Origin of the sequence: Halopseudomonas xinjiangensis (assembly GCF_900104945.1) — a bacterium.
Classification (GTDB): Bacteria; Pseudomonadota; Gammaproteobacteria; order Pseudomonadales; family Pseudomonadaceae; genus Halopseudomonas; species Halopseudomonas xinjiangensis.
This window is the reverse complement of the sequence record NZ_LT629736.1, coordinates 2,917,822-2,940,524: the sequence shown is the minus strand read 5'-3', so window position 1 is coordinate 2,940,524 and position 22,703 is coordinate 2,917,822. Positions and strand designations below refer to the sequence as shown.

Sequence of the window (22,703 nt, the reverse complement as noted above, 5' to 3'; positions counted from 1 at the left end):
GTAGTTCTGCTGATGAACATGGCGCTCGAGCGAGCGCCGCATCCGTCACAAAGCGAGTGTCAGGCCGCGCGGCATGCCGGTGGCCTGGGCCAGGTTGGCGATGAGTAGCATGTCGATCAGACGCAGGGCGATGAAAGCGAAGATCGGCGACAGATCCAGGCCTCCCAGGGAAGGTAGTATCTTGCGGATCGGTGCCAGCACCGGTTCACAGAGCTGATGCACCAGCTGCGCTGCCGGGTTTTGGCTGGCAGGCGCGACCCAGGACAGGATCACGCTGATGATCAACGCAAAAAAGAAGATCTTCAGGAACAGCGCGGTTACGCCAATCAGCGACCACACCAGCAATTGCAGCATGCCGGGCAGGGCATAGCCCATCAGCTTGACGATGATCGCCATCAACACGATCTGCACGATGATCGCCAGAACCAGCGAGGCGAAATCGACGCCGCGGAAGCCAGGAATCACCTTGCGCAGCGGCACTACCAGCGGCTGAGTCGCCCGTACGATGAACTGCGACAGCGGATTGTAGAAGTCCGCGCGCACCAACTGGAAAATGAAACGCAGCAGTACGATCAGCAGGTAGAGGCTACCAAGTGTCTGCACGACGTAAACGCCGGCCATGCTCAGATTGTTCATGTTGTCTCCTTACGCGAGTTCCCGTGACAATTCGGCGCCGCGGGACGCAGCAGCCTGCATGCCCCTGGCGATGATCTCCGGGAAGCCGTCCCGGGCAAAACTGTTGATAGCCTGTTCGGTGGTGCCACCGGGCGAACTGACCCGGCGCCGCAGTTCTGCCGCATCGACGTCACTGTGTACCGCCATGTCGGCTGCGCCGAGCGCGGTGAATAGCGTCAGCCGCTCCGCGGTCTCGCGGGGCAAGCCGAGCTGTTCGCCAGCGGCGGTCATGGCTTCGATCAGGTAGAAGAAATAAGCCGGACCGCTGCCGGAGACAGCGGTCACCGCGTCGATCTGCGCTTCTTCGCTGAGCCACAGGCTGATGCCCACGGCGTTAAGGATGCTTTCCGCCAGCTGTTTCTGCCCCTCGTTGACCTGTTCGGTCGCGAACAGGCCGGAGACACCCTGACGGCGCAGCGATGGCGTATTGGGCATGCAACGGACCAGCGCGGTACCTTCTCCGAGCCATTGCCCCAGACTTTGGCAGGAAATGCCGGCGGCGATGGATATGACCAGTTGGCCGTCCTTGCGCTCACTCGGCAGAGCGCGGCAGACCGCCTGCATGCCCTGCGGCTTGACCGCGAGGACCAGCACATCACACTCGCGCGCAAGTTCGGTGTTGTCTGCGCTGGTGCGAATGCCGAATTGCCGGGCGAGCTTGTCGCGCTGTTCGACGCTGTGGTCGCTGGCCATGATCCGCGAGGCCTTGAAGTTCTGCTGCAACATGCCGCCGATCAGGCTGGTGGCCATGTTGCCAGCGCCGATGAAACCGATGGTCGGAGCGCTCATGAAACTATCCTTGCTCGTGTGTGGTGGTGGGGTAGTCGCGCTCGCCGAACAGGGCGGTGCCGATCCGCACGATGGTGGCGCCTTCCTGTACGGCTTCGGTGAGGTCGTCGCTCATCCCCATCGACAGCGTGTCGAGCGGCAGGTCGATGCTGACCATGAGCTCGCGCAAGACGGCCAGCGGTGCACGTCTGCTGTCGCTGTCCTGCGCCGGGGCAGGGATTGCCATCAGGCCGCGCAGCGCCAGGTTGGGTAGTGCCGCAACCTCGCCGGCGAGATCGGCGACATCCTCGGGAAGCACGCCTGACTTGCTCGCCTCGCGGCTGATGTTGACCTGCAGGCATATGTTCAGCGGAGGAAGGTGCGAAGGGCGCTGCTCCGAAAGACGCCGGGCCACCTTTATACGGTCCACGCTATGCACCCAGTCGAAGTGTTCGGCGATGGGTTTGGTCTTGTTCGACTGGATCGGACCGATGAAATGCCAGGTCAGCGGCAGCTCGTCGAGCTGAGCTATCTTGTCGAGCGCTTCCTGAAGATAATTCTCGCCGAAATCGCGCACGCCAGAGGCCCAGGCGTCGCGTATCGCGCTGGCCGGACGGGTCTTGCTGACGGCCATCAAAGTCACCGAATCAGCTGGCCGGTCAGACGCGACAACAGCACGGTGAATCCGTTCACGAACGTTTGCAATATTCTCTGCTATCGTGGACATTACTGTCGTTAGACACCTTGCCAATCGAATGTAACCTGCCCCGCATTCTACATGCTCGCAGGGCGCAATGGGGAACCCAATGGATATTACCGAGTTGTTGGCCTTCAGCGCCAAGCAGGGCGCGTCGGACTTGCATCTTTCGGCAGGATTGCCGCCCATGATTCGTGTGGATGGCGATGTGCGTCGGATCAACGTGCCGGCGATGGAGCACAAGCAGGTCCATGCGCTGATCTACGACATCATGAATGATAAGCAGCGCAAGGATTACGAAGAGTTCCTCGAAACCGACTTCTCCTTCGAAGTGCCCGGTGTCGCTCGCTTCCGTGTCAACGCGTTCAATCAGAACCGTGGCGCTGGCGCCGTGTTTCGTACCATTCCGTCCAAGGTCCTGACCATGGAAGACCTCGGCATGGGCGACGTGTTCAAGAAGATCTCCGACGTGCCGCGCGGTCTGGTACTGGTAACGGGCCCCACCGGCTCCGGCAAGTCGACAACGCTAGCCGCCATGCTCGACTATATCAACAGCACCAAATACCACCATATCCTGACCATCGAAGACCCCATCGAGTTCGTTCACGAATCGAAGAAGTGTCTGGTCAATCAGCGCGAAGTGCACAAGGATACTCTTGGTTTTGCCGAAGCGCTGCGCTCGGCCCTGCGTGAAGACCCGGACATCATCCTGGTGGGCGAGATGCGTGACCTTGAGACCATTCGGCTGGCCCTGACGGCAGCGGAAACCGGTCACCTGGTATTCGGCACCCTGCACACCACGTCGGCCGCCAAGACCATCGACCGTGTTGTCGACGTGTTCCCTGGCGACGAAAAGTCGATGGTTCGTTCGATGCTTTCAGAATCATTGCAGGCCGTCGTCTCGCAGACGCTGCTGAAGAAGATCGGTGGCGGCCGTGTGGCTGCCCATGAAATCATGATTGGCACCCCGGCGATCCGTAACCTGATCCGCGAAGACAAGGTCGCGCAGATGTACTCGGCGATCCAGACCGGTGGCAACATCGGCATGCAGACCCTCGACATGTGCCTGAAAAGCCTGGTGGCCAAGGGGCTGGTCAGCAAAGATGCCGCGCGCGAGAAAGCCAAAAGCGCGGATAGCCTGTAATTCAACACAGCACAGCTGAGTCGGCACGGGACTGTGCCGACGCAGAAGCAGAGGGATAGCATGGAGTTCGAGAAACTGTTGCGCCTGATGGTCGAGAAGGGTGCATCCGATCTGTTCATCACCGCTGGCGTCGCGCCGAGCATGAAGGTCAACGGCAAGATTCTGCCCGTGACCAAGACTCCGCTTTCTCCCGAACAGACCCGAGAAACCGTCCTCGGCGTCATGACCGAGGCACAGCGCCGCGAGTTTGCCGACAAGCGTGAGTGCAACTTTGCGATCAGTGCACGTGGCATCGGTCGTTTCCGTGTCAGCGCGTTTTACCAGCGCAACCTCGTGGGCATGGTACTGCGTCGTATCGAGGTCAACATTCCGACGCTGGAAGATCTACGGCTTCCGGAAGTGCTGAAGAAGCTGGCCATGACCAAGCGTGGTCTGGTGATCTTCGTCGGCGCCACCGGCACCGGCAAATCCACCTCGCTGGCCTCGATGATCGGCTACCGCAATCGCAACTCCAGCGGGCACATCATCACCATCGAAGACCCGATCGAATTCATTCATCAACACCAGAACTGCATTGTCACTCAGCGTGAGGTCGGGATCGATACCGACTCGTTCGAGGTGGCGCTGAAGAACACGCTGCGCCAGGCACCGGACGTCATCCTCATCGGCGAGGTGCGGACCAGAGAGACCATGGACCATGCCGTGGCGTTCGCCGAAACGGGTCACCTGTGTCTCGCCACTCTGCACGCCAACAACGCCAACCAGGCGCTGGACCGGATCATCCATTTCTTCCCCACCGAGATGCACCAGCAGGTGTGGATGGATCTATCGCTCAACCTGAAAGCCATCGTCGCCCAGCAGCTGATCCCGACGCCGGACGGCAAGGGGCGCCGTGCAGCGATCGAAGTGTTGCTCAACACGCCGCTCGCAGCCGATCTGATCCGCAAGGGTGAGGTGCACGAGCTGAAATCGCTGATGGCGCGCTCTAACGAACTGGGCATGCAAACCTTCGACCAGGCACTCTACAAGCTATACAGCCAGGGTGAAGTGACTTACGAAGATGCATTGGCTCATGCCGATTCGGCGAACGACCTGCGTCTGATGATCAAGCTGGGGTCGGAAACCGATGGCAAGCATCTGATGGGTAACGCCAACAGCGGTTTCGCGCTGGAAGAGGACGACGACATCCGCCGGCGTTGATCGTCTTGTGATCTAACTGGGCTGCTCGAAGCGGTTGCCCCGCCGCTTCGTGATATCAGCATGGTAGACGATGTGGAACAGCGGACGCCCGCAAGGACTGTCTCATCTCCTGATCCGGAGGTCGTTTGCTCTAGACGACCTGTTGCGACTGGTACACCAGCTTCCCCTGACTGAACGTGTGGGTTACGACGCCTGGGGCGCCTTCGTGCAGGAACGGGCAATTGGCGCCCCGTGACAGCCAATTGTGGCCGATGAGGCTGGTCTGTACCGGGTCGAAGAGGACGATGTCGGCGATGTCACCAGGCGCCAGCCGGCCAGCAGGAAGCCCCAGGGCCGCTGCAGGACCGCAGGTGAGCCGTGCAAGCACTGCCGGGAGTTCCAGCACACCATCGGCGACGAGATTCATCGCCAGCGGCAGCAAAATCTCCACGCTACTGATACCCGGTGCCGAAGCGGCGAACGGCACGCGCTTGGCCTCTGGCTCATGTGGACGGTGGTGCGAGGCGATAGCCTGCACCAGACCTAACTTGACGGCTTCGCGCAAGGCGCTGCGATCGCTGGCGCTGCGCAGCGGAGGCTGGACGTGCAGCAGGCTGGAGAAGCCTTCGAGCTGCTCGTCGCACAGCAGCAACTGATACATGGCGACATCCGCGGTTACCGGCAACCCGCGCGCCCGGGCATCGGCGAGCATATCCATCGCGCGGGCACTGGTCAGTCCGCTGAAGTGGGCCCGCACCCCGGTCTGCTCGATAAGCAGCAGGTCACGGGCCAGAGCAACTGTTTCTGCTGCTTCAGGAATGCCCACCAGGCCCATGCGCGACGCGGTGGGGCCTTCATGGGCCATGCCGCCTTCGGCCAGATCCGGATCCTGAGGCGTAAAGATCACCGGAAGGTTGAAACCCGCTGCGTACTCCAGCGCTCGGCGCAGGATGCGATTGCTCTTCATCGGCGCCAACCCCTGGGTGAAGGCCACGCAACCGGCATCGCGCAGGGCGACCAGTTCACTCAGATGTTCGCCATCCAGGCCCCGAGTCAATGCGGCGATCGGGAACACACGTACCTGGCCAGCGCGCTCGGTTCTATCGAAGATCAGCTCGGCGACGGCCGGTGTATCGAGTACCGGGCGGGTATCGGGCGGGCAGCAGAGCGTGGTCACCCCGCCGGATGCCGCTGCGCGTGTTTCACTGGCGATGGTTCCCTTGTGCGACTGGCCAGGCTCGCGGAGGCTGGCATTGAGATCCACCAGGCCGGGGGCGGCGATCAGACCACGGGCGTCGAATACCTGCTGGGCCACGAAGCCTTCAGGGGCGAGGCCGATGGCGTGTACCAGGCCGTTGTCGATATGAATATCGGTGATCTGGTCCAGCTGGGTGGCTGGGTCGATGACCCGTGCGCCTTCGATCGTCACTCGCATTACTGGGCTTCCTGGTTGAGCTGGCGCTGGGTGTTCTGACCGGTCATCGCCATCGACATTACCGCCATGCGCACCGCGATGCCGTAGGTTACCTGGTTGAGGATCACCGACTGGGGGCCATCTGCCACGGCCGACTCAATCTCCACGCCGCGGTTGATTGGTCCGGGGTGCATGACCAGAGCATCTGGACGAGCCAGCGCCAGGCTTTCCGACGTCAAGCCGTAGAGGCGGTAAAATTCGCCCTCGCTGGGTAACAGCCCGCTTTGCATCCGTTCTTTCTGCAGCCGCAGCATGATCACCACGTCGACATCGCGAAGGCCCACGCGCATGTCGTTGTAAACGGTAACGCCGTATTGCTCGATCCCCACCGGCAACAGCGTACGCGGAGCGATGACGCGAATGTCCGGGCAACCCAGGGCCTTCAGTGCCAGCATGTTCGAGCGAGCCACCCGCGAATGCAGGATGTCACCGACGATCGCCACCGACAGGCCGGTAAAGTCACCGCGATGACGGCGGATGGTCAACATGTCGAGCATCGCCTGGGTCGGATGGGCATGGTTGCCGTCGCCAGCGTTGATGATCGCCACGTCAGGGCATACCCGTTCGGCGATAAAATGTGCCGCACCGGAATCGCCATGGCGCACGATGAACATGTCGGCAGCCATTGCCTCGAGGTTGCGCAAGGTGTCGTACAGCGTCTCGCCCTTGCTGGTCGACGAGGTCGAGATGTTCAGGTTGAGCACGTCTGCCGACAATCGCTTGGCCGCCAGTTCGAAGGTGGTACGGGTGCGGGTGGAGTTTTCGAAGAATACGTTGCACACGGTCTTGCCGCGTAGCAGCGGAACCTTCTTTACAGCCCGCTCGCCGACCTCCAGAAACGAGTCAGCGGTATCGAGGAGCTCGGTGAGAAGCTCGCCCGAAAGCCCTTCGATAGACAGGAAATGCCTGAGTTGACCCTGGGCATTGAGTTGCAGCTGGCTGGGCTTGGCGATCATGTGAATCTCATTGGGTCGGGTTCAGAGTCAGCTTCAGTGGCTCGGGGCCGGTCAATTTTATCCGCTGTCCGGACGGGAGGGCCAGGCTGGCGCCAAGCACGTCGGCACGAATCGGTAACTGGCGTGCCTCGATGTCGAGCAGTGTTACCAGGGTAACCGAGGCCGGCCGGCCGTAATCGAACAGCTCGTTGAGGGCCGCGCGGATGGTGCGCCCGGTCATCAGAACATCATCGACCAGGACCAGATGACGGTCCTCGACGCTGAAAGGCAGTTCCGACGGACGCACGCGCTGCGGCAGTCCGTGTTGCTCGAAGTCGTCCCTGTAGAACGCGATGTCCAGTGTGCCCATTGGCGCGTCGGGCAGACAGCGCTGGCGCAGCCGCTCGGCTATCCACGCGCCGCCGGTATGGATGCCGACGAAAGCCGCGTCGTCGCGGCCGTTCCGGGACAAGTGTGCGCTCAGCTTCTGCGCCATGTCATCGAGCAGAGTCTCGACGTTGGGAAGTTCGGTCATGGTTGCTCCATGGGTTGTTCGCCCAACCAGGTCTGTAACAGTAGCGCTGCAGCCAGCGCATCGACCGGATCGTCACGATAGCTGCTCGGCGTGCGTCGAGAGTCGCGCAGGCTTTGCTTGGCCTCGAAGGTCGACAGCCGTTCATCCACACAATGGACTTTCAGCTGGTATCGGCCTTCCAGGCGACGTGCAAATTTCTCGGCCCGTGCACTCATGGCGCTGGGCGTGCCGTCCATGTTCAATGGCAATCCCACCACCAGGGCGTCAGGCTTCCACTCGCCGACCAGTGCGGCGATCTGCTGCCAGTCCGGCACGCCGTCCCGTGCGCGCAAGACGCAGAGCGGCTGCGCGCTACCGGTCAGGGTCTGGCCGACCGCGACGCCGATCTGTCGAGTGCCGTAATCGAAGCCCAGCAGCCGCTGCGGTCGTGACATCAGGCGTGTCCGGCCTGGCTGGTGAGCAGATTGAGATCGATACCCAGGCTTTGCGCCGCCGCGGCAAGGCGTTGATCGCTGGGTACCTGAAACAGGATATGGTTCTCGGCCGGTACGCTCAGCCAGCAGTTATCGCTCAACTCCTGGTCAAGCTGTCCCGCGTCCCATCCCGCGTAACCCAGGGCGACCAGTGAATGCTCGGGTCCGAGGCCGCGAGCCATGTCAACGAGAATGTCGCGCGAGGTGGTCAGGCGCAGGGGGCCGAGGTCCAAGCTGGCTTCCCAGGCCGCATCACCGCTGTGCAACACGAAACCGCGCTCGGCCTGTATCGGTCCGCCGTTATAGACGGGGCGCAGCCCAACCGGTGGCGGTACGTCCAGATCCGGTGCGGTCTGCTCGATGACGTCGGACAGGTTGAGCCCGCTGATCTGGTTGACGACGATGCCCATGGCTCCGTCTTCGCTGTGCTCGCACAGGTAAACCAGGCTATGAATGAAACGCGGATCGGCCATGTGCGGCATGGCGATGAGAAAGTGGTGCGTGAGATAGGTCGGTGTGCTTTGGCTCATGCCCATAGTATTGGGGCGAAGGGCGGGCAGGGCAAGAGCGGGATGAGAGCCGGCCACGTGGCTGAGCGGCGTGTCTCAGAAGCTCGAGACCCGATCACCTCGCTCGAAGCGCCAGGTGCGGATGATCTCCAGCACGTCGACGTCGATCAGGTCGCCGGTAAAGGGAGCATAGGGCGCAGCCAGGCGCACGATGCGCAGGGCGGCGTTATCCAGGATAGTGTGGCCGGAGCTTTCCAGAATACGTACCTCGCGCAGCGTGCCGTCGCGATTGATCGCTACCAGCATGCGCAGGCTACCGTAGATTCTCTGGTCACGGGCTTCGGCTGGATAGTTCTGGTTGCCTACGCGTTCGACTTTGCGGCGCCAGGCGTCCTTATAGTATGCGCCCTTGTCCTGCATGGTCGAGGCGGCGTTGAGGCGATGCACGCGCGGCCGCTTGGCATAGAGCTGGCGCTCCTCAGCCAGCTGGGCCTCAAGGCTGGCAATCTCTTCTGACAATCGCGACATGTCGAAGCGCTGGGCCGGGCGAGGCGCCTGCACTGGATCGGGGATTTCCGGAGCGTGGCGCACCCGGTCCGGTGCCGGGGCGCTGGTGGTGACCACCTGCTTGGGCTGAATCGGCTCGGGTGGCGGTGCGCTGGCTTGCTGGGCAGGCGTTACCTGGTTGATTTCGCTGTCCTGCAGCTCCGCTTCTTCGGTAGTGCTTGGGGCGGCTTTCTCGTCCAGGGTGCCGCTGCCTTCCTGATTCACCTGGGCCAGGTAGTCCGCCTGCTCCGGTATCTGCTCGCTAGGCTGCGTGGCGAGAGTGATTTCCAATGCGCGAGACAGTTCGCTGGGGGTAGGCAGATCGAAGGTCACGCCGAGAATCAGCAGCGCATGCAGTACGGCCGCCAGGAACAGGGTGAATCCAAGGCGGTCGCGGGGCTTCACGGTAGGTGGGGCAGGTGCTGCGGTGACTGTTGCTGCTGTGTTCATGCTATCCGTAGGCTTTAGCGAGCGGCCGATTGCTGCGCAGTCTGCCGCTCCCGTTGGCAAAAGTCTATGCGCCAGGTCTCGCTTCCAGCTTTCTGGCGATGGCGTCCATCAGTTGGCCGCCTATGTCGGTCTGGTACGCTGCGTCGATCTCGCGAATACAGGTCGGGCTGGTCACGTTTATCTCGGTCAGATAGTCGCCGATCACGTCCAGACCCACGAACATCAAGCCGCGCTCACGTAGCGCGGGCCCCACTTCGGCAGCGATCCAGCGATCGCGATCGCTGAGTGGTCGCGCCTCGCCACGCCCGCCTGCAGCGAGATTGCCGCGCGTTTCGCCCAGCTGCGGAATACGCGCCAGACAGTAGGGCACCGGCTCGCCTTCGATCATCAGTATGCGTTTGTCGCCATCCGCTATCTCGGGCAGGTACCGCTGAGCCATGATCTGCTGCTCCCCGTGCTGGGTCAGCGTTTCGATGATGACACTGAGGTTCGGGTCGTTCTCGCGAATGCGGAAGATCATAGACCCGCCCATGCCGTCGAGCGGTTTGAGAATGACGTCACGGTGTTTCTGTGCGAAAGCGCGCAAAATGTCGGCTCGGCGAGACACCACGTTCGGTGGCGTACACTGCGGAAATTGCGTGGCGTAAAGCTTTTCGTTGCAATCGCGGAGGCTGGCTGGCCGGTTGACGATCAGCACCCCGGCGCGTTCGGCGGCTTCGAGAATGTGTGTGGCGTAGAGGAATTCGTTATCGAAGGGCGGATCCTTGCGCATCAGCACCACGTCAAGCGAGTCCAGCCCGTCGGATCGTGCTTCTCCCAGGTCATACCAGTGCGAAGGGTCGGCGTGCACGGTAAGCGGAGACATGCGAGCCATCGCACGACCGTCCTCCATGTACAGGTCGGCCGGCTCCATGTAGTGCAAATCCCAGCCGCGAGCCTGGGCGGCCAACAGCATCGCCAGCGAGCTGTCCTTTTTGTAAGAGATCCGGCTAATGGGATCCATGACGATGCCGATACAGATGCGCATAAGGGAAGACCTGACGAGGAAAGTCACCGCAGTGTAACGCCAGGTTCCTGCACTGAAAAGTTTGACTGAAATGATGCTTTGGAGCATACCAGAGCAAGCCGATGGAACGGCCTCGGAATCTATGCTAAAAGTACGCGGAAAAGGGAATGGCTGGTCTCGGGGTTGGCACCATGCCGCCTGCGAACACGACCCACATCTATAACAAGGGCTGGTCTTATGGAAGAAAATTTCGAGAGCCTCAAGGTCATGGTCATTGATGACAGCAAGACCATTCGGCGCACGGCGGAAACGCTGCTGAAAAAGGTCGGTTGCACTGTCATCACGGCCGTCGATGGCTTTGATGCGCTGGCCAAGATTGCCGACAACCACCCCGATATCATCTTCGTCGACATCATGATGCCGCGTTTGGACGGGTATCAGACGTGCGCGCTGATCAAGAACAACAGTGCGTTCCGATCGACGCCGGTGATCATGTTGTCGAGCAAGGATGGTCTGTTCGACAAGGCCAAGGGTCGTATCGTCGGTTCCGACCAATACCTGACCAAACCCTTCAGCAAGGAAGAGCTGCTGGGCGCGATTCGCGCGCACGTTCCGCAATCCGATAAAAAAATGGCAGGCGCTGCCGGGATCTGAACCGGACGCGCATTGAATTGACCGGGGGAGTATATGGCCAGAATTCTTGTAGTGGATGATTCGCCAACGGAGTTGTACAAGCTCACGGGCATGCTGGAAAAACACGGCTTCGAAGTGTTGAAAGCCGAAAATGGTGCCGATGGTGTGGCTCTGGCTCGCCAGGAAAAGCCCGACGCAGTTCTCATGGATATCGTCATGCCCGGTCTCAATGGCTTCCAGGCGACTCGTCAGTTGACCAAGGATGCCGAGACAGCGCATATCCCGGTAATCATCGTTACGACCAAGGACCAGGAAACCGACAAGGTCTGGGGCAAGCGTCAGGGTGCAAAGGACTACCTGACCAAGCCGGTCGAGGAAGCCACTCTGATCAAGACACTGAAGTCGGTGCTCGGTAGCTGATCGCTACTGGGCAATGCCGCAACAACGAGAACAGGGACGGCATGTCAAACGCTACGCATCCATTCGACCTTCTGCAGCTGCTGGTTAACCAATGCCGGCAGCAGGCTATCGGCCTGCCTGCGCAGGAAGTCGTCAGCGAAACCTGGAGTGGTGTCGGCTTCCGCCTGGCAGGCCAGCCGATGGTCGCCGCCATGGGCGAAGTCAGCGAAATTCTTCATGAGCCGCGCTATACCGCCCTGCCTCGCGTCAAATCCTGGGTCCGGGGCGTGGCCAACGTGCGTGGCCGACTGCTACCGATCGTCGATTTGAGCCGTTTCTTCGGGGCCAGTGTTTCCGCGCCACGCAAGCAACGTCGGGTACTTGTACTGGATCGTGACGAGCTGTTCGTCGGATTACTGGTAGACGAAGTGCTCGGTATGCAGCATTTTCCCGTTAGCAGCTTCACCAGCGACGCGCCCGACGTTCCTGCGGCGTTCCGACCCTATGTGGTTGGGGCCTATAGGCGGGATCCGGTTTCGCTGGTTTTCAATTTTCGGGCGTTGGCGCGAGACCAGGCTTTTCTGGACGTGGCGATTTGATCGGGAGCGGCGCCGGGGACCGGTGTCGCAACAGGGACAACACGAATAGGCGGTAGGCCAGGTAGGGGCCAACAGATGAAAAAGCTAGACACTCAATTGCTTTCCTCCATGCGCAGCAATCGACAGTTCCTCGGCTTGTTCGCCGCGCGGATCGTTTCCTTGTTGCTGCTCTTCGTCAACTTTCTGTATCTGAACGTTCAGAGTGCCTACGATACCGAATACATCGGTCACGCCGGTGAGCTGCGGGTTCTGTCGCAGGAAATCTCCAAGTCGGCGACCGAAGCCGCGACCGGTACGCCGGAAGCCTTCGCACTGCTTGCCAAAGCACGTAATGATTTCCAGACACGCTGGGGCTACATCGTAGACGGCCGCGAAGAGACCGGCCTGCCAGCCGCGCCGGCGTCGTTGCAAGAAGAGGTTGCCACGGTGCAGGCGGACTGGGATCGGGTGCGCAGTAACGCCGACGCGATCCTCGCTAGTCAGAACACCGTACTGTCGCTGCATGAAGTAGCCGCCACCTTGTCCGATACCGTGCCTCAGTTGCAGGTCGAGTACGAAGACGTGGTGGATATGCTTATCGCCAACAACGCACCGGCGCAACAGATCGCTATCGCCCAGCGTCAGTCGCTGCTGGCCGAACGTATCCTTGGCTCGGTTAACCGGGTGCTCGCTGGTGACGCTGATTCGGTGATGGCAGCTGACAGTTTCGGTCGCGACGCCAGCCTGTTCGGTCGCGTGCTGGAAGGCATGATCAACGGCGACGAAGGAATGGGTATCAGTCAGGTGACGGATCCCGACGCGGTATCGCGTCTGACAGAAATCGCCGACCTGTTCCAGTTCGTATCCGACTCGGTCGACGAGATCCTGCTCACCTCGCCTGAGTTGTATCAGGTACGTTCCGCAGCGAACGAGATCTTTACCGACTCGCAGTCATTGCTGGAAAATGCCTCGGCACTGTCCCTGGGCTTCGAAGCGCGTGCGGACGCTCGCTGGATCAATACCCTGCTCGGCGCACTTCTTGCCGTCATCGCTCTGGGCAGCATCGCCTTGATCGGTATGCAGATGACCCGCGAAACGCGTATCCGTCTGGCCGAGACCGCCGAGAAGAACAACCGTAACCAGGAAGCGATTCTTCGTCTGCTCGACGAGATTGCCGACCTTGCCGACGGCGACCTGACCGCTCAGGCGACGGTAACCGAAGACTTCACCGGTGCGATCGCCGACTCGATCAACTTCTCGATCGACCAGCTGCGTCAGTTGGTAGAAACGATCAACCATACTGCCGCCCAGGTGGCCCTGGCAGCCCAGGATACGCAAAACACCGCCATGCACCTGGCCGAAGCATCCGAACACCAGGCGCAGGAAATCGCCGGCGCCTCGGCTGCGGTTAACGAGATGGCCGTCTCCATTGACCAGGTATCGGCCAACGCCGCGGAATCGTCAGCGGTAGCGGAGCGCTCGGTAGCCATCGCCAACAAGGGTAACGAGGTGGTACAGAACACCATCGTTGGCATGGATACCATTCGCGAACAGATTCAGGATACTTCCAAGCGGATCAAGCGTCTGGGTGAGTCGTCTCAGGAGATCGGTGACATCGTGAGCCTGATCAACGACATCGCCGACCAGACCAACATCCTTGCATTGAACGCCGCGATCCAGGCGTCCATGGCCGGTGACGCCGGTCGAGGCTTCGCGGTGGTCGCGGACGAAGTACAGCGACTCGCGGAACGCTCCTCGGGCGCTACCAAGCAGATCGAGGCGCTGGTAAAAACCATTCAGACCGATACCAACGAAGCGGTTATCTCCATGGAGCAGACCACTTCGGAAGTAGTACGCGGTGCGCGCCTGGCGCAGGATGCGGGTGTGGCGCTGGAGGAGATCGAAAAGGTATCGACCAGCCTCGCGGCGTTGATTCAGAACATCTCCAACGCAGCGCGGCAACAGGCTTCCTCTGCGGGCCATATCTCCAACACCATGAACGTGATTCAGGAGATCACCTCACAGACGTCTACCGGTACTACCGCCACTGCTCGCAGCATCGGTGAGCTGGCGACGCTGGCGGAAACCATGCGTCAGTCGGTCGACGGCTTCACGCTGCCACAGCAGGACAGCTGAGCATTTCAGGAAAAGGGGTGACCGCCAGGCACCCCGATCGCCGGCTCGAGCAAGGGACACATTGTGCAAAGAACGCCGAACTGGTCATTGCAGCAGCTGCCGGACATGGATATCAGCCAGTTTCGTCAGTGGCAGGCCCTGCTTGAAGAGCGTACCGGCGTCTGCGTCAGCGACCAGCGCAAGACGTTTCTCCAAACCAGCCTGCATGCTCGTATGCGCGAGCAGCAGATGGACGACTATCAAGCCTACTACGACTACGTCACCCGCGGCCCGCTGGGTGCGATAGAGTGGTCGGCATTGATCGAGCGACTGACCGTCCGCGAAACCAGCTTCATGCGCCACCGGCAGTCCTTCGACTGCGTTTCCAGCCATATCCGTGATGTACTCAGTCGTCCGGGCAAGGCCGCTCCTTTACAACTGTGGAGCGTCGGCTGCGCCAGCGGAGAAGAAGCCTACTCCCTGGCAATCATCGTCGAACAGGCTCTGCGAGAGCTCCGCATCGACAAGCGCGACTATGGAATATGGGCAACCGATATCAGCCTGAAAGCGCTGGAGCAGGGTCGTACCGGTCGATACCCGACAGGTCGACTCGGTGGTCTGTCCCCGGCCGAGCGTAAAACCTGGCTGACGGACCTGGAGGAGGGGCATCACGAAGTGCTGCCCAGCCTGCGGGAGCGCGTGTGCTTCAGCCGAATGAACATTCTTGAACTGGCCCAGGCTCCGCTACGGGACCTGGATATCATCTTCTGCCAGAACCTTCTCATCTATTTCCGCCGATGGCGCCGTCGTGATCTGCTCAGTCTGCTTGCCAAGCGGTTGGCGCCGGGCGGCATGCTGGTCATCGGGCTAGGTGAAATTGTGGACTGGAACAACCCTTTGCTCGAGCGTGTACCCGATGACCGGGTGCAGGCCTACGTGCGCCGGGACAGCAGCGAGAGTCTGGAGTGACTATGGGTGATCGGCATGATTATGTCGCCCTCGATTGGGTAAAAGGCGAGATTTCCGAAACGCTCGGGCAGGCACGTCAGGCCCTGGAAGCCTTCGTCGAACACCCCGAGGATTCGACGCGACTGCGGTTCTGTCTGACCTATATCCATCAGGTCCACGGTACCCTGCAAATGGTCGAGTTCTACGGCGCTGCGTTGCTCGCCGAAGAAATGGAAAAGCTTGCTCAAGCGCTGATGCACGGCACGGTTGGCCGCGAAGGCGAAGCGCTGGAAGTGCTCATGCAGGCCGTCCTGCAGATGCCGGCCTACCTTGATCGGGTGCAATCCGGCCGGCGAGACCTGCCACTGGTGCTGCTGCCGCTGTTGAACGACATGCGCTCGGCACGGGGGGAAAAGCTCCTGTCGGAGAATGCGCTGTTCAGCCCGCAGATTGCCGAGCAGGATAGCGCGGCTGCCAGCGCCGAACAGCAAGCCAGCTTTGCCGGCCCGGATATCGCACGTCAGTTACGCAAGCTGCGCCAGGCGATGCAGATCGCCCAGGCTGGCATTGTGCGCGAACATAATGTGCAGGCCAACGCACACCAACTGTTGCGGGTTTTCGGTTACCTGGAGAAGATCTTCCGGGGCGCGCCTTCGGCCAATCTCTGGTCGGTGTTCGCAGGCATTGCCGAAGGCCTGGAGGCCGGAAGCATCGAGCCGGGTGCGGCGGTCAAGCAACTGCTGCGTCAAGCCGATCGCGAGTTGAGGCAATTGCTCGAGGCTGGTTCGGAAGCGCTTACCGCGAAGCCCGCTCCTGAGCTTTTGCGCAATTTATTGTTCTACGTTGCCAAGAGTTCCGGTAGCACTCCGCGGCTCGACGCGCTCAAAGAGCGCTACCAACTTACCGGCGCCTGGGATCAGGCCGAGCAGGAAGACGATCGCAGCAGCCGCTTGGTCGGCCCCGATCGTAGCGCCATGCAGTCGGTCGTCATTGCGTTGGGCGAGGAGCTTAATCAGGTCAAGGACCGTCTCGATCTCTTCGTGCGTAGCGACCGTCGTCAGCCGGAGGACTTGGCTGATATGTTGCCGACGCTCAAACAGATCGCCGACACACTGGCCATGCTGGGTCTTGGCCAGCCAAGACGGGTGCTGCTCGAGCAGATCGAGCAGGTCGACCGTCTGGCTCACGCGAATTCGCCGATTGGTGACGGTGCCTTGATGGACATCGCCGGCGGCCTGCTGTTCGTAGAAGCCAGTTTGCAGGGCATCTCCGGTCAGGAGCGCGACGACGGTACCCGCAAAGCGGAGTCGGAAGAGGCTAAGCGGCTCGCAGCCGCTCGCGACATGCAGGCCGTTCACCGCCAAGTCGTGCATGAATCCCGGAACGATCTTGAGCTGACCCGCGAAGCGATCAATGCATTCATTGCCCACCAGTGGGATCATCAGTATCTCGAGCCCGTGGACGGCCTCCTCAACAGCGTACGCGGCAGCCTGGCCATGCTTGGGCTGGAGCGGGCGTCTGCGGTCGTCGGGACGTGCCGGCGCTGCGTCAATGATCTGTTGATGGCACCGCGTGCAGTACCCGGCTGGGATTCTCTGGACGCGTTGGCCGACGTGATTACCAGCGCCGATTACTACCTCGAGCGGTTGGCCGAGGACGATGCGGACCGTGGGGATGGCATTCTCGCCGTGGCCGAAGAGCGTCTGGCCTCGCTCGGCTACGATGCCGACACCGTGCAGAGCTTTGCTGCCGAAGCGCCCGCTTCGGCAGCGGACATTGAGCTCGATGCCACCCCGAGCGAATCGACAGGTCTTGAGCCGCTCGACTCTTCTCTGGTCGCGGGAGACGATGAGCTGGCCGAAGTCGACGAACCGGAAGAGGTCATCGAGCCGCAGCCGGTCGCCGCTATCGAAGACGCGCTCGAACGCCAGTCCGAGCCGGGAGAAGACTTTGCGCCGGACACGACAACGTCCGCTGATGCCACGCCGCTAAATGCTCCGACCGTAGCCGAAGAAGACGAGCTCGATGAAGAACTGATCGAAATCTTCATCGAAGAGGTGGGCGAGGTTCTCGAAACGCTTCAGGAATTTGTGCCCGCCTGGCAGGAAAATCCAGAGGATCACAAGGCGCGTGCCGAGGTTCGCCGTGGTTTTCATACCCTCAAGGGTAGTGGCAGGATGGTCCGGGCCGGGGTGCTTGCGGAGCTGGCATGGTCTGTCGAGAACATGCTCAACCGCGTTATAGACGGAAACATTGCCACCAGCACCGAGCTGTTCGAAGTCGTCAACGATGTTAGGGCACTCATGCCGCGGCTGGTGGATGACTTCGCTGCCCATCAGCAACAGATGCTACCTGAGGTGCAATATCTCTCGGCGTGTGCCGACGCGCTGGGCAAGGGCCACCCGCTGCCGACGCCATTGGCTGACGTTGACGAGACGGCCGAAGCGTCCCTCGACGATACACCCTTGCCGCAACCGGAACCGATCGACGATGTGGCCGCTGCCGAGGCCCAGGCCGAGCCGCAAGCAGTCGGTGAGGCGGTCGATGAAGCCGACGGCGCTGGCGATGCTGCGTTGTCGGACGAAACAGAAGCGTCCGAGCCCGAGCAGATCCTTGCCGAGGCAGTGCCCCAACAGGGACCGGAAGAGCTTGATGAAGTTTTCGCGATCGACGCCTCGTCTTTGCCTGAAGAGCACGAGCCGGCCGATACGATTGAATTCCCGACTGAAGGCCTCCCTCTGGAAGCCGAGCCGGTCGAGCCCGAACAGGTCGCGCCAGAGGAAATTGAGCTGGCCGGCATCAGTGACGATCAGCTTTCTGATGGCGAGCAAGCGTTTGGCCTGGAAGAAGAGTCGCTGGACGAGCGTAGCGAAACCAGCGGGTCCGCCGCGGATGCGTTCGAACCGACACCAGCCGCCTCGGTCGAGCAGGCCGACGAACCGGAACTCAACGGCCTGGACCCGGTTCTCCTGGAAATCTTCTGGAACGAAACCCAGGCACATATCGAAGAGATCCGAGCGTTCCTGACGCTGTGTGAGCAAAGCGTGCCGCGCAGTATCAGTGATTCCCTTCAGCGAGCACTGCACACGCTGAAGGGCAGCGCACACATGGCCGGCATCAAGCCGATCGCAGCACTCGCCACGCCGTTGGAGAGGCTGGCCAAGGAGCTGAAGACCAATCTGATCGCTGCCGACCGTGAATTTGCCAGCCTGCTGGGCGAGGCGGTGGAGATGATCGAAAGCGGCTTGTCGCGGCTCGAAGTCAACGCCGAAGAGCCGATCGAAGGCACGGACGACTTCCTTGATCGCCTGCAGCAGATGCATGCCAAGGCGCTCGCGGCGCGGGACAAGCGTCGTAGCGAAACGGATGATAGCGCTGCCGGTGAGGCGGGTCTGCTGTCGATCTTCCTTACCGAAGGTCTCGATCTACTGCTGGACGCAGCCGATCAGCTGCTTGCCTGGCAACCCGGCGAGCCCGAGCCAGTCGACAGCGCCGGGCTGGTCTCCAGCCTGCGGGCGCTTGGTGAGGTAGCTGGCGACGTCGAGTTGCACGATCTCGAGTCCCTGTGCCAGGCATTGGAGGACGTTCACGGAGCGCTGGCCGAGCAACGTGTCGATCTGGACGAGACGGCGGCTTCGGCGCTGGTCGCAGGCCACGAGCGGTTGATCACCATGATGGACCAGGTCGCGGCGCACCAGCACGTCGCAGCGCCGGTGAGCGAGATCGCTGCGCTCGAAGCCGTGTTGCAGCACAGCGGAGCCGATGCTCCGAAGGTGGCGGAGCCGCAGTCTGAGCTTGGTGTCGAATCGCTTGATGAACCAGCCGAGCTGGACGAGCCCGGGGCACCCGCGCCGGCTGCCACCGACGACCTGTGGGACCCGGCCGCTTCGGCTACCGATGCCGAGCTGGTGGATATATTCCTCGAAGAAGCACAGGAAATTATCGAAAGCTCCAGCGAAAGCCTGCGGTTGTGGTTGGAAGACACCGGCAACGGTATTGCCGTGGCGTCGCTTCAGCGTGATCTGCATACGCTCAAGGGCGGCGCGCGCATGGCCGAGATTACCCCCGTCGGCGATCTGGCCCATGAACTGGAATTCTTGTATGAAGGTCTGGGCGAAATGCGTTACCAGCCCAGCGAACCGCTGTTTGCACTGCTCCACGCCTGCCATGACGCTTTAGCGGAAATGATTGAGGGGATCGTACGCCGCCGCCCGGTGCGCGACGGTCGCGGACTCATCGCCGCCATTCGTCAGTATCGAGCGAATCCGGACGCTCCGGTCGTTCTGCCCGGCCAGCCACAGCCTGCCCCAGTGGCGCCGTTGGTCGAGGCTGTCGAGGCGAGTTCGCCCGCGGCCCGGCTGGTCAGCCAGCCGCTCAAGGGCATGCTCGGCATGTTCGTCGAGGAAGCGCGGGAGCTACTCGCACCCTGCAGCAGCCTGCTCGATGCGCGACGCAGCGATGCAGCTGCTGCTCACGAGCTGCTGCACCGCATCCAGACACTCAAAGGCAGCGCCAGACTGGCGAGCCAGCATGTGCTGGCTGAACAGGCGAAACGACTCGAGTCCGCACTGCACGAAGCCAGTGAAGAGCATGACGAAGCGCTCCAGGCGGCGATCGATGGGTTGCGTCAGGCTATCGAACAGATTGCCGCGGGTGGCGAGCTGGAAGCTGCCGACTGGACGCTCTCGGAAAGTTGGATCACTTCGACACGCAATGCTGAGCCTGTCGAAATGCTTGAGCCTGCCCAGCCGAGCCAGACGCTGGCGAACGTCAAGGCGGTACTGGAGCAGGCCATGGAGGCCGGTCAGGGTTCCCAGCAGCGCCTCAGCCGAACCAGTGGCCAGGAAACCGTCAAGGTGCCTGCCGCATTGCTTGAAGAACTGGTCAACCTGGCAGGCGAGACATCCATCTTCCGTGGCCGGGTCGAACAGCAGGTGAGCGATCTCAGCCAGACCCTGACCGATGTCGAAACAACCATCGAGCGGGTACGCGACCAGTTGCGCCGGCTTGATATGGAAACCCAGGCGCAGATTCTGTCGCGCCACCAGGAAGAGATCGAACAGGGTTACGAGGATTTCGACCCGCTCGAAATGGACCGTTACTCGCAGCTGCAACAGCTCTCGCGGTCGTTGTTCGAGTCGGCCTCTGACTTGCTGGATCTGAAGGAAACCCTGGCAGCAAAAAGCCGGGATGCCGAGACGCTGCTGGTTCAGCAGGCCCGGGTCAATACCGAACTGCAGGAAGGCCTGATGCGTACACGCATGGTGCCCTTCGAAAGACTGCTGCCGCGTATGCGTCGAGTAGTGCGGCAGGTGGCTACGGAACTGGGCAAGCAGGTCGAGCTGACGGTAGGCAATGCTGAAGGCGAAATGGATCGTAGCGTGCTCGAACGCATGATCGGTCCGCTGGAGCACATGCTGCGCAACGCCGTGGACCACGGCATCGAGATGCCTGCACGGCGTATCGATAACGGCAAGCCGGAGCAGGGCAACATCACCCTCGACCTGCGTCGTGAAGGCGGAGAGATCGTGTTGCAGCTCGCCGACGACGGGGCAGGCATCAATCTGGATGCGGTCCGTCGCAAGGCGGTCGAACGCGGGTTGATGGACGCATCGGCCGAGCTGACCGATCAGGAAATCCTCCAGTTCATTCTGGAAGCGGGTTTCTCCACGGCGGAAAAGGTCACGCAGATCTCAGGTCGTGGGGTCGGGATGGACGTGGTCAATGCCGAGGTCAAACAGCTCGGCGGCAGCATGACACTGACCACCGAGCCTGGACAGGGCTCGGCATTTACCATCCGCCTGCCGTTTACCGTGTCGGTCAACCGCGCGCTGATGGTGTATTCCGGTGAAGACCTCTACGCCATTCCGTTGAATACCATCGAGGGTATCGTGCGGGTCTCCGGCTACGAACTCGAAGCCTATTACGCGCCTGATGCTCCGGCGTTCCAGTACGCAGGGAAGACCTATGACCTGCGCTACCTTGGCGACCTGCTGGTCACTGGTCAGCAGCCGAAGCTGAGCGGGCACAGTCTGCCGCTGCCGGTGATCCTGGTACGGGGGACCGAGCACAGCGTCGCGGTTCAGGTCGATGCGCTGGCCGGCTCGCGGGAAATCGTCGTGAAAGGTCTCGGCAAGCAGTTTGCTGTGGTGCCCGGTATTTCCGGCGCGACCATTCTGGGCGACGGTCGGGTGGTGGTGATTCTTGATCTGCTGGCAGTTATCCGCGCGCAGCAGGCGCTGCATTCACAACAGCGTCTGGCTGCCGAGCGCCAACAGATTGCACAGGTACAGAGCGAAGAGCGGCCGACGCTGGTCATGGTAGTGGACGACTCCATCACCGTGCGCAAGGTGACCAGTCGCCTGCTCGAGCGGCACGGAATGGAAGTTGTCACGGCAAAAGACGGAGTCGAGGCGATCGCCAAGCTGCAGGATATCCAGCCGGATATCATGCTGCTGGATATCGAAATGCCTCGCATGGACGGCTTCGAAGTGGCAACCCTGGTGCGTCACGACGAGCGGCTGCATGACTTGCCAATCGTCATGATCACCTCACGCACCGGCGAGAAGCATCGGGACCGGGCGCGCGGTATCGGGGTCAACGAGTATCTGGGCAAGCCGTATCAGGAAGGTCAACTACTGGAAGTGATTGGCCGCCTGGTTGCGCTCAGTGACTGATCAGCTGGCGCCTGCCATCGCCTTGCTGGCAAGCAGGCGATCCAGGCGCGACAGCCTCGCCGAGGTGCTTACCGCGTTCGGCTACAGATTGGTGTTCGTTGACGGTCCCCAAGCGATGGTGCCGGCGGACCTGGCTTCGGTCGAGACCGATTTATGGCTGCTCGATGTCGCCGAAGACTGCGAGTCGATCGACTGGCTTCTGGGACAAAGCGACGTACCGGTACTTATCGGCGTGGGCGATACGCCAGCCATCGATAGTGAGGACTACCCGCGCTGGCAGCGGCAGCTGTATAACAAGTTGCTGCCACTGCTAGGCTCTCCTCCGACGGGTGTAGCGCCTACGTTTGCGGCTGCCAAGGCGCCGGGTCTGGCGGGTTGCGTGTGGGTGCTGGCCGCATCGTTGGGCGGGCCGAACGCGGTGAAGGCGTTCCTCGACCTGCTGCCGACTACCCTGCCGGTGGCCTTCGTCTATGCCCAGCACATTGATGCAGCGTTCGAAGCCCAGCTGCCGCAGATCATCGGCCGCCACAACGATTGGCGGGTGGTGAACTGTGTGGCGGGGGCGAGACTAGCACCCGGCGAAGTGATGGTTGCGCCGATCGAGCGCAGCATGCGGTTCGGCCCGGACGGAGACGTCCGTCTGAGCGACGCTCCATGGCCCGGCCCTTACCAGCCGGCAATCGAGTCGGTGATCGACGAGGTAATGCGTAGCTTCGCTCCGGCATGCGGAGCGATCATATTCAGCGGGATGGGCGAAGATGGCGTTGCGGCCTGCGGGCGAATGCGTCAGAGCGGCATGGAGGTGTGGACGCAGACAGCGGAAAGCGCCACCTGTGCAATCATGCCGCAGGCGGTACAGGACGCCGGCCACAGTAGCCGGCAGGGATCTCCCGAGCAGCTCGCCGGCGCTTTACGTGACTGGCTGGAGCAGGAGTGGGCAGTGGCGCCCTAGCGCGCCGCGT

Annotated in this window: 19 protein-coding genes; 9 read left to right on the top strand and 10 right to left on the bottom strand. The window is 61.5% G+C overall.

The window, feature by feature from the left end; all coding sequences use genetic code 11:
* Positions 1-45: 45 nt before the first annotated feature.
* From BLT85_RS13750 to BLT85_RS13740, 3 genes are read right to left on the bottom strand one after another with little or no spacing between them, the layout of a single operon-like run.
* Positions 46-636: a YggT family protein gene (locus BLT85_RS13750; protein WP_093395819.1), complete on the bottom strand. Its 591-nt coding sequence runs from the start codon at positions 634-636 to the stop codon at positions 46-48.
* Between the two features lie 9 nt (positions 637-645).
* The gene (gene proC, locus BLT85_RS13745; protein WP_093395816.1) at positions 646-1,464 is read right to left on the bottom strand and encodes a pyrroline-5-carboxylate reductase; all 819 of its coding nucleotides are present in this window, start codon (positions 1,462-1,464) and stop codon (positions 646-648) included.
* 4 nt (positions 1,465-1,468) lie between these two features.
* Positions 1,469-2,170 carry a YggS family pyridoxal phosphate-dependent enzyme gene (locus BLT85_RS13740; protein ID WP_093395814.1) on the bottom strand — a complete coding sequence of 234 codons (702 nt, stop codon included), beginning with the start codon at positions 2,168-2,170 and terminating at the stop codon, positions 1,469-1,471.
* A 79-nt stretch (positions 2,171-2,249) separates the two neighbouring features.
* Here BLT85_RS13740 and BLT85_RS13735 point away from each other — a divergent pair, with 79 nt between their 5' ends.
* Both BLT85_RS13735 and BLT85_RS13730 read left to right on the top strand, forming a co-directional pair.
* Positions 2,250-3,284, top strand: coding sequence for a type IV pilus twitching motility protein PilT (locus BLT85_RS13735; RefSeq protein WP_093395811.1), 1,035 nt, complete (start codon positions 2,250-2,252; stop codon positions 3,282-3,284).
* Positions 3,285-3,344: 60 nt separating this feature from the next.
* Positions 3,345-4,484, top strand: coding sequence for a PilT/PilU family type 4a pilus ATPase (locus BLT85_RS13730; protein ID WP_093395809.1), 1,140 nt, complete (start codon positions 3,345-3,347; stop codon positions 4,482-4,484).
* A gap of 130 nt (positions 4,485-4,614) precedes the next feature.
* On the opposite strand, the gene BLT85_RS13725 is transcribed toward BLT85_RS13730, so the two are convergent.
* The 7 genes from BLT85_RS13725 to gshB form a co-directional block, all read right to left on the bottom strand.
* Positions 4,615-5,898 (bottom strand): dihydroorotase, encoded by a 1,284-nt coding sequence (locus BLT85_RS13725; RefSeq protein ID WP_093395806.1) that lies wholly within the window; start codon positions 5,896-5,898, stop codon positions 4,615-4,617.
* Positions 5,898-6,893, bottom strand: a complete 996-nt coding sequence (locus tag BLT85_RS13720; RefSeq protein WP_093395803.1) for an aspartate carbamoyltransferase catalytic subunit — start codon at positions 6,891-6,893, stop codon at positions 5,898-5,900. The genes BLT85_RS13725 and BLT85_RS13720 overlap by 1 nt, the downstream gene beginning before the upstream one ends.
* A gap of 7 nt (positions 6,894-6,900) precedes the next feature.
* Positions 6,901-7,407, bottom strand: a complete 507-nt coding sequence (gene pyrR / locus BLT85_RS13715; RefSeq protein ID WP_093395800.1) for a bifunctional pyr operon transcriptional regulator/uracil phosphoribosyltransferase PyrR — start codon at positions 7,405-7,407, stop codon at positions 6,901-6,903.
* Entirely contained in the window at positions 7,404-7,841 is a 438-nt protein-coding gene (gene ruvX / locus BLT85_RS13710; protein WP_093395798.1) for a Holliday junction resolvase RuvX, read from the bottom strand. Before ruvX ends, pyrR begins: the two co-directional genes overlap by 4 nt.
* Positions 7,841-8,410, bottom strand: a complete 570-nt coding sequence (locus tag BLT85_RS13705; protein WP_093397779.1) for a YqgE/AlgH family protein — start codon at positions 8,408-8,410, stop codon at positions 7,841-7,843. The genes ruvX and BLT85_RS13705 overlap by 1 nt, the downstream gene beginning before the upstream one ends.
* A gap of 75 nt (positions 8,411-8,485) precedes the next feature.
* Entirely contained in the window at positions 8,486-9,385 is a 900-nt protein-coding gene (locus BLT85_RS13700) for an energy transducer TonB (protein ID WP_093395795.1), read from the bottom strand.
* A gap of 64 nt (positions 9,386-9,449) precedes the next feature.
* Complete coding sequence (gshB, locus tag BLT85_RS13695) at positions 9,450-10,412, bottom strand: glutathione synthase (RefSeq protein ID WP_093395793.1); 963 nt, start codon at positions 10,410-10,412, stop codon at positions 9,450-9,452.
* A gap of 216 nt (positions 10,413-10,628) precedes the next feature.
* On the opposite strand from gshB, the gene pilG reads away from it, so the two are divergent.
* The 7 genes from pilG (at position 10,629) to BLT85_RS13660 (ending at position 22,693) form a co-directional block, all read left to right on the top strand.
* A complete protein-coding gene (gene pilG / locus BLT85_RS13690; RefSeq protein WP_093395790.1) occupies positions 10,629-11,045 on the top strand; it encodes a twitching motility response regulator PilG in 417 nt (138 codons plus the stop codon).
* 33 nt (positions 11,046-11,078) lie between these two features.
* Positions 11,079-11,444 carry a twitching motility response regulator PilH gene (pilH, locus tag BLT85_RS13685; RefSeq protein WP_093395787.1) on the top strand — a complete coding sequence of 122 codons (366 nt, stop codon included), beginning with the start codon at positions 11,079-11,081 and terminating at the stop codon, positions 11,442-11,444.
* Between the two features lie 41 nt (positions 11,445-11,485).
* The gene (locus BLT85_RS13680) at positions 11,486-12,022 is read left to right on the top strand and encodes a chemotaxis protein CheW (RefSeq protein WP_093395784.1); all 537 of its coding nucleotides are present in this window, start codon (positions 11,486-11,488) and stop codon (positions 12,020-12,022) included.
* A 75-nt stretch (positions 12,023-12,097) separates the two neighbouring features.
* Positions 12,098-14,137 carry a methyl-accepting chemotaxis protein gene (locus BLT85_RS13675; RefSeq protein WP_093395781.1) on the top strand — a complete coding sequence of 680 codons (2,040 nt, stop codon included), beginning with the start codon at positions 12,098-12,100 and terminating at the stop codon, positions 14,135-14,137.
* Between the two features lie 63 nt (positions 14,138-14,200).
* The gene (locus BLT85_RS13670; RefSeq protein ID WP_093395778.1) at positions 14,201-15,085 is read left to right on the top strand and encodes a CheR family methyltransferase; all 885 of its coding nucleotides are present in this window, start codon (positions 14,201-14,203) and stop codon (positions 15,083-15,085) included.
* A gap of 2 nt (positions 15,086-15,087) precedes the next feature.
* Entirely contained in the window at positions 15,088-21,741 is a 6,654-nt protein-coding gene (locus BLT85_RS13665) for an Hpt domain-containing protein (protein ID WP_093395776.1), read from the top strand.
* Entirely contained in the window at positions 21,734-22,693 is a 960-nt protein-coding gene (locus BLT85_RS13660) for a chemotaxis protein CheB (protein ID WP_157718183.1), read from the top strand. Before BLT85_RS13665 ends, BLT85_RS13660 begins: the two co-directional genes overlap by 8 nt.
* Positions 22,694-22,703 lie beyond the last annotated feature (10 nt).